The organism is Kitasatospora sp. NPDC058965 (assembly GCF_042741245.1).
Lineage (GTDB): Bacteria > Actinomycetota > Actinomycetes > Streptomycetales > Streptomycetaceae > Kitasatospora.
Window position 1 is genome coordinate 1 of record NZ_JBHYKG010000413.1, and the last position, 6,145, is coordinate 6,145.

Sequence of the window (6,145 nt, forward strand, 5' to 3'; positions counted from 1 at the left end):
CCCAGAACGACGTGGCAGGAGGAAGGAACGGGTCCTGCGGCGGGGACTACCTGTGCACCGCCGTCGCCGGGTACGACGGCCCCACCGGCCTCGGCACGCCCAACGGTCTGTCAGCCTTCCGGTAGAACCAAGGTCCTTCCGCTTGTGCTGGGTCCCGCGGACGACGTCCGTGGGACCCAGCACGTGTCGCGGTGTCGATCCGGGGCCGGAAACGGGTCGGGCAGGCCAGCGCGCGAGCCGGTGGCCGGCGGACCGGCCTCGCTCGGGCGGTTCCACGACCCGGGCGGCTGCCGCGCGGAGGAACTCCGCGACGGCGTGGGCAGGGACGCGCTGGAGGAGGTGGCGCAGGGTCAGTAACCTGTCGGGCGCACCCGCCGGCGGCAAGGACGATCACCCCTGCGATCCGGGCGTCGTCCTGCCCGGGCAGCACGCCGGCCGACAACATCCGTTCTGACCTGCAACAGAATCCGGAGCGCTTGATGCCCCAAGCCCGCAGTCTGTCGGACGTCCTCGTCTTCACCCGCACCACGGGATACCGCCACGACTCCATCCCCGCCGCGATCACTGCCCTGCGTGAGCTGGGCCAGGAGCAAGGCTTCACGCTGGAAGCGTCCGAAGACCCCTCGGTCTTCACCGACGCCTCCCTGGCCGGGCGCAGTGCGGTGGTCTTCCTCTCCACCAGCGGTGAGGTCCTCGCTCCGGACGGGAAGGCGGCGCTGCGCCGCTGGGTTTCTGCCGGCGGCGGCTTCATGGGCGTCCACTCCGCCGCGTGCACCGAGTACGACTGGCCCTACTACGGCGACCTCCTCGGCGCTCGTTTCGCCGGGCACCCGGATTTCCAGCCGGGCACCGTGGTGGTGGAGGACCGCACCCATCCGGCCACGGCACACCTGCCCGCCCGGTGGGAGTGGCACGACGAGTGGTACGACTTCCGGGCCAACCCCCGCCCTGGCGTGCACGTCCTCGCCACCGTGGACGAAAGCGGCTACGAGGGAGGCGGAATGGGTGCCGACCACCCCCTGGTGTGGTGGAGGACGTCCGGGAACGGCCGTTCCTTCTACACGGCGCTGGGCCACGCCGAGGTGGCTTATGCCGACCCGGTCTTCCGCCGGCACCTGTTGGGCGGTCTGCGATGGACCGCTGGTGCGGCAGTCCGAGCTGAGCACACAATCGGCGATTGATGCGGGGTTCTGCGTCAAATAAGTTGTTGTACAGAGGTGCCCGGGCGATCTTTTCCGGGCGCCTTCTGCGTCACTTCCCAGTCGCCGCCGAATGTGGTGCTGCAGTTCCGATTCCGCCACTGGCCGCGTGGCGATCGAGGCCTTCTGACCAGGGCCTATGTGAGATCCTGGGCGTTGAGTCGGGAGTGATCGGCATTCGCTGGCGCGTCGCCCCGAGCCGTCGGCGCCAATGAATGGGAACTCGATTCCCGCGGTACCCCAGCCATGATCCTACTCGGAGGGATTCCATCGGCTATCGACACGGCCGAGCGGGTGCGCTAGAACTCTAGGGAACTCGACACCCCCACCCATCGGCGACGCCACGGAGTGCCCAACTCCGGGGTGCGCAATCAGGAGTTCTCAGATGTCCAAGGCGGATCGAAATCTTCGGCGGATCGCATTATTCTGCGGCGCCGCGCTGATCAGCACCGTGATGCCCCTCGCCACCACCACGACTGCGGGCGCGACCACCGCCCCGACGAGCCCGGCGGCCGCCACCGGCGGCGCCGGTGCCACCCTGCCCTACACCGAGGTCGAGGCGGAGCGGGAGCCGACGAACGGCACCGTCATCGGCCCCAGCTTCACCCAGGGCCAGCTGGCCGACGAAGCCTCCGGGCGCAAGGCGGTGACCCTGCAGGGCACCGGCAAGTTCGTCACGTTCACCACGCCGGTGGCAACGAACTCGATCGACTTCCGCTACAGCATCCCGGACTCGGCCGGCGGCGCGGTCTACACCGCACCGCTGTCGCTGTACGTCAACGGGGCCAAGCAGAGCGACTTCACGCTCACCAACGCCTACAGCTGGTACTACGGCACCTACCCGTTCACCAACACCCCGAGCAGCGGCAACCCGCACCACTTCTACGACGAGGCCCACCGGCTGTTCGGCACGACCTATCCGGCCGGCACCACCTTCACGCTGAAGGTCGATCCGGAGGACACCGCCGCCTCCTACACGATCGACCTGGCCGACTTCGAGCAGGTGGCCGCACCGGCCGCCCAGCCGGCCGGCTCGGTCTCGGTCACCAGCAAGGGGGCCGACCCGACCGGTGCCGCGGACGCGACGAGCGCGTTCAACGCCGCGATCGCCGCGGCCGGCCCCGGCGGCACGGTGTGGATCCCGCCGGGCACCTTCGACATCCCCGGCCACATCGGCGTGAACAACGTGACCGTCACCGGCGCCGGCATGTGGTACTCGACGGTCGCCGGAACCGCGCCCGGCTTCTACGGCAACACGACGCCGAACCCGAGCCAGCACGTCCACCTGTCGAACTTCGCCATCACCGGCAACGTCCAGCAGCGCTGCGACAACTGCCAGGTCAACGGCATCGGCGGCGCGATGAGCAACTCGACCGTCTCGAACCTCTGGATCGAGCACCTGAAGGTCGGGGCCTGGATGGACGGTCCGATGACCAGCCTGACCTTCGGCGGCATGCGGATCCGCGACACCACGGCCGACGGCATCAACCTGCACGGTGGAGTCACCGGCTCGACGATCACCAACAGCAACGTCCGCAACACCGGCGACGACGGCATCGCCCTGTGGGCGGACGCCGCGATCGGTGCGGACTCCCAGGACACGATCTCGAACAACACCGTGCAGCTGCAGCAACTGGCGAACGGCATCGCCGGCTACGGCGGCGACCACAACACGATCAGCGGCAACCTGGTGGTGGACAGCGGGATCTCCCAGGGCGGCGGCCTGCACATCGGACAGCGCTTCAAGTCGACGCCGGTCGGCCTCTACACGATCTCGAACAACACCATGATCCGGGACGGCGACCTCGACCCGAACTGGAAGTTCGGTGTCGGGTCCCTGTGGTTCGACGCCCAGCAAGCGACCATCGCCGGGCCCCTCAACGTCACCAACGCCCTGATCGAGCAGAGCCCGTACGAGGCGATCCAGTGGATCCAGGGCACGGTCAACGGCGTCCACCTCGACACGGTGACGATTGCCGGGACCGGCACCTTCGCCCTCCAGGACCAGACCGGCGCCTCGGTGACGGCGAAGAACGTGACCGCGACCGGCGTGGCCCAGGCGAACCAGGGCAAGGCACCGAGCTACAGCTGCGACGGCGGGCACTTCGTCCTGACGGACCTGGGCGGCAACTCGGGAATCACCCCGACCCAGTGCGGTCCGTGGCCGGCGCCGGTGTACCCGCCGTACCCGACCGCCACCCCCTGATCCACTGCTGAACGCGCCTGACGGCAGGCGGCGGTCGCACACCCGGCGGCCGCCGCCACGGCACCACCCGCACCTCGCAAGGCACCGGCGATCCCGTCCCGCACGGCACATCCACCCAGAGCCTCCGGAGGACGCATGACCGTCCAGCGAGTACGCTTCCGCGCAGCCCCGCGCCGCCGTCCCCGGCGCGTCGCAGCCCTCGTCGCCACCGTCGTCACCGCCCTGGCCGGCCTGCCGGTGCTGCTCGGCGGCACCGCGGCGCACGCGATGAACGGCCCCGGCACACCGCCCTACTGGGCCCACTCGCCGTTCGACGTACCGAGCGGCACCGGCGTCAGCATGCCGTTCACCGAGTACGAGGCGGAGGCCGCCGCCACGAACGGCAGGACCATCGGGCCGGACTTCACCCAGGGCGCCCTCGCCACGGAGGCGTCGGGGCGCGAGGCCGTGCAGCTCACCGCCCAGAACCAGTACGTGCAGTTCACGCTCACCAAGCCGGCCGACGCCCTCGACCTGCACTACGCGCTCGCCCAGGGGGCGTCCGGCACGCTGTCGGTGTACGTCAACGGCAGCAAGCTGCCCCGGGAGCTGTCGCTCACCTCGGCCTACAGCTACATCAGCACCGGCGCCATCACGGGCAGCAAGACGCACAAGTTCTACGACGACGCGCGCATGATGCTGGGTCAGACGCTCGCGGCCGGCAGCACGGTGCGGTTCCAGGTCGACGCTGCCGACACCGCGCTGCCCTACACCCTCGACGTCGCGGACTTCTACGACGTCCCCGCAGCCGCCGCGCAGCCGACGGGGTCGGTGTCGGTGGTGAGCAAGGGCGCCGACCCCACGGGGGCCAAGGACTCGAGCAGTGCGTTCAACGCCGCGATCAGCGCGGCGAACTCCGCGAACACCTCGGTGTGGATCCCGCCGGGCACCTACCTCGTCGGCTCCGCGCTCCAGGTGGCCAAGGCGACGATCGTCGGCGCCGGCAGCTGGTACTCGCAGCTCCGGACGAACATGTTCATCCACAACTCGTCGGCGGTGTCCGGCCCGGTGAACCTCTCCGGCTTCGCGATCCTCGGCTCCACGGTCGGCCGCCACGACGACAGCAGCGCCAACGCCATCGACGGCTCGCTGGGCAGCAACTGGACCGTCGACGGCCTGTGGATCCAGGACACCAACGTCGGCTTCTGGCTGCAGTACGGCAACAGCGGCTGCACGGTGGAGAACACCGTGGTGGAGTCCACCGACGCGGACGGCCTGAACTTCAACGGGCACGCCTCCGGCTGCACCGTGAAGAACAACTTCCTGCGCAACACCGGGGACGACGGCCTGGCGATCTGGTCGTACCCGGCCACCGACTCGAACATCACCTTCAGCAACAACACGATCGTCCAACCGACGCTCGCCAACGGCATCGCCGACTACGGCGGCTCGAACCACACGATCTCCGACAACGTCATCGCCGACACCAATGCCCTCGGCAGCGGTCTGACGATCTCCAACGAGGCGTTCCTGCAACCGTTCACTCCGCTGTCCGGGACCCTCACGGTCTCCGGCAACTACCTGATCCGCGCGGGCGCGTACAACCCGAACTGGGCTCATCCGATGAGTGCGGTGCAGTTCGACGCCTACGACTCCGCGTTCACGAACGTCACCGTGAACTACAGCGGTGGCGCGATCCTCGACAGCCCCTACAGCGCCTTCCAGTTCGTCGGCGGCAACGGGAAGGGGGACGCGGTCAACGGCGTCGGCATCAGCAACGTCCAGGTCCAGAACGCGGGCACGACCGTGATGCAGGCCGAGACGGTCGGTGCGACGAGCGTCAGCGGCCTGACCGCCGGCGGCATCGGCGTCGACGGTGCCTACAACTACAGCTATCCGGGTCGGGTTGCCGGGGCGTACGCGTTCAACCTCGGCAGTGGCAACTCCGGTTGGAGCACCAATCCGGCACTGACGGTCTTCCCCGACCCGGCGCAGCCGGGAGCGTTGAAGGCGTCCCCGTCCGCCCTGGCGTTCGGCAACGTCAACTCCGGGTCGACCGGCGCCCCGCAGACGGTGACCGTCACCAATCCCGGCAGCACCGCGGCGACGGTCTCCTCGATCACCGCCAGTGGCCCCTTCACCCAGACCAACACGTGCGGCGGCTTCATCGCCGCGGGCGGGTCGTGCACGGTCCGGGTGGTGTTCGCCCCCACCGGCGGGGGCAATCTGACCGGGACCCTGTCGATCGCCTCCGGTGCTCCCGGCAGTCCGCTGACGGTCGGCCTGTCGGGTCGGGGCGTCACCCCCACGACCAACCTGGCCCTGGGGCAACCGGCGACGGCCGGCGGCTCGACGCAGTCCTTCGTCCCGGCCAACGCCGTGGACGGCAACACCAGCACCTACTGGGAGAGCACCGACAACGCCTTCCCGCAGTGGTTCCAGGTCGACCTCGGTGCCCCGGCGACCATCGGCAGGGTCGTGATGGACCTGCCGCCCGCCACGGCCTGGGGCACCCGCACGCAGTCGATCCTGCTCCAGGGCAGCACCGACGGCACCACCTACACCACCCTGGTGCCCGCGCAGGGCTACACCTTCAACCCCGCGACCGGTAACACGGCCAGTGCCTCGTTCACCGCCGCGTCCGTCCGGTTCCTGAAGCTGACCTTCACCGCCAACACCGGCTGGCCGGCCGGACAGCTCTCCGAACTCCAGGTGTTCCCGGGCTGAGGCCGGACCGGGACGGCGGGGGTCGCGACGCGGC

Annotated in this window: 3 protein-coding genes and 1 pseudogene; all 4 read left to right on the forward strand. The window is 69.6% G+C overall.

Annotated features, from left to right (window positions below; translation table 11 throughout):
* A pseudogene (locus ACFW1A_RS37205) lies at positions 1-125 on the forward strand (peptidase S8); the annotation flags it as partial.
* A 354-nt stretch (positions 126-479) separates the two neighbouring features.
* Positions 480-1,181, forward strand: a complete 702-nt coding sequence (locus ACFW1A_RS37210; protein ID WP_380417486.1) for a ThuA domain-containing protein — start codon at positions 480-482, stop codon at positions 1,179-1,181.
* Positions 1,182-1,584: 403 nt separating this feature from the next.
* Positions 1,585-3,405 (forward strand): glycosyl hydrolase family 28-related protein, encoded by a 1,821-nt coding sequence (locus ACFW1A_RS37215; RefSeq protein WP_380417488.1) that lies wholly within the window; start codon positions 1,585-1,587, stop codon positions 3,403-3,405.
* Between the two features lie 135 nt (positions 3,406-3,540).
* The gene (locus ACFW1A_RS37220) at positions 3,541-6,111 is read left to right on the forward strand and encodes a glycosyl hydrolase family 28-related protein (RefSeq protein ID WP_380417491.1); all 2,571 of its coding nucleotides are present in this window, start codon (positions 3,541-3,543) and stop codon (positions 6,109-6,111) included.
* Positions 6,112-6,145 lie beyond the last annotated feature (34 nt).

Excerpts from the sequence above, each read along its gene's own strand:
- ACFW1A_RS37210 (WP_380417486.1), top strand. The coding sequence starts at position 480 with ATGCCCCAAGCCCGCAGTCTGTCGGACGTCCTCGTCTTCACCCGCACC.
- ACFW1A_RS37220 (WP_380417491.1), top strand. The coding sequence starts at position 3,541 with ATGACCGTCCAGCGAGTACGCTTCCGCGCAGCCCCGCGCCGCCGTCCC.
- ACFW1A_RS37215 (WP_380417488.1), top strand. The coding sequence starts at position 1,585 with ATGTCCAAGGCGGATCGAAATCTTCGGCGGATCGCATTATTCTGCGGC.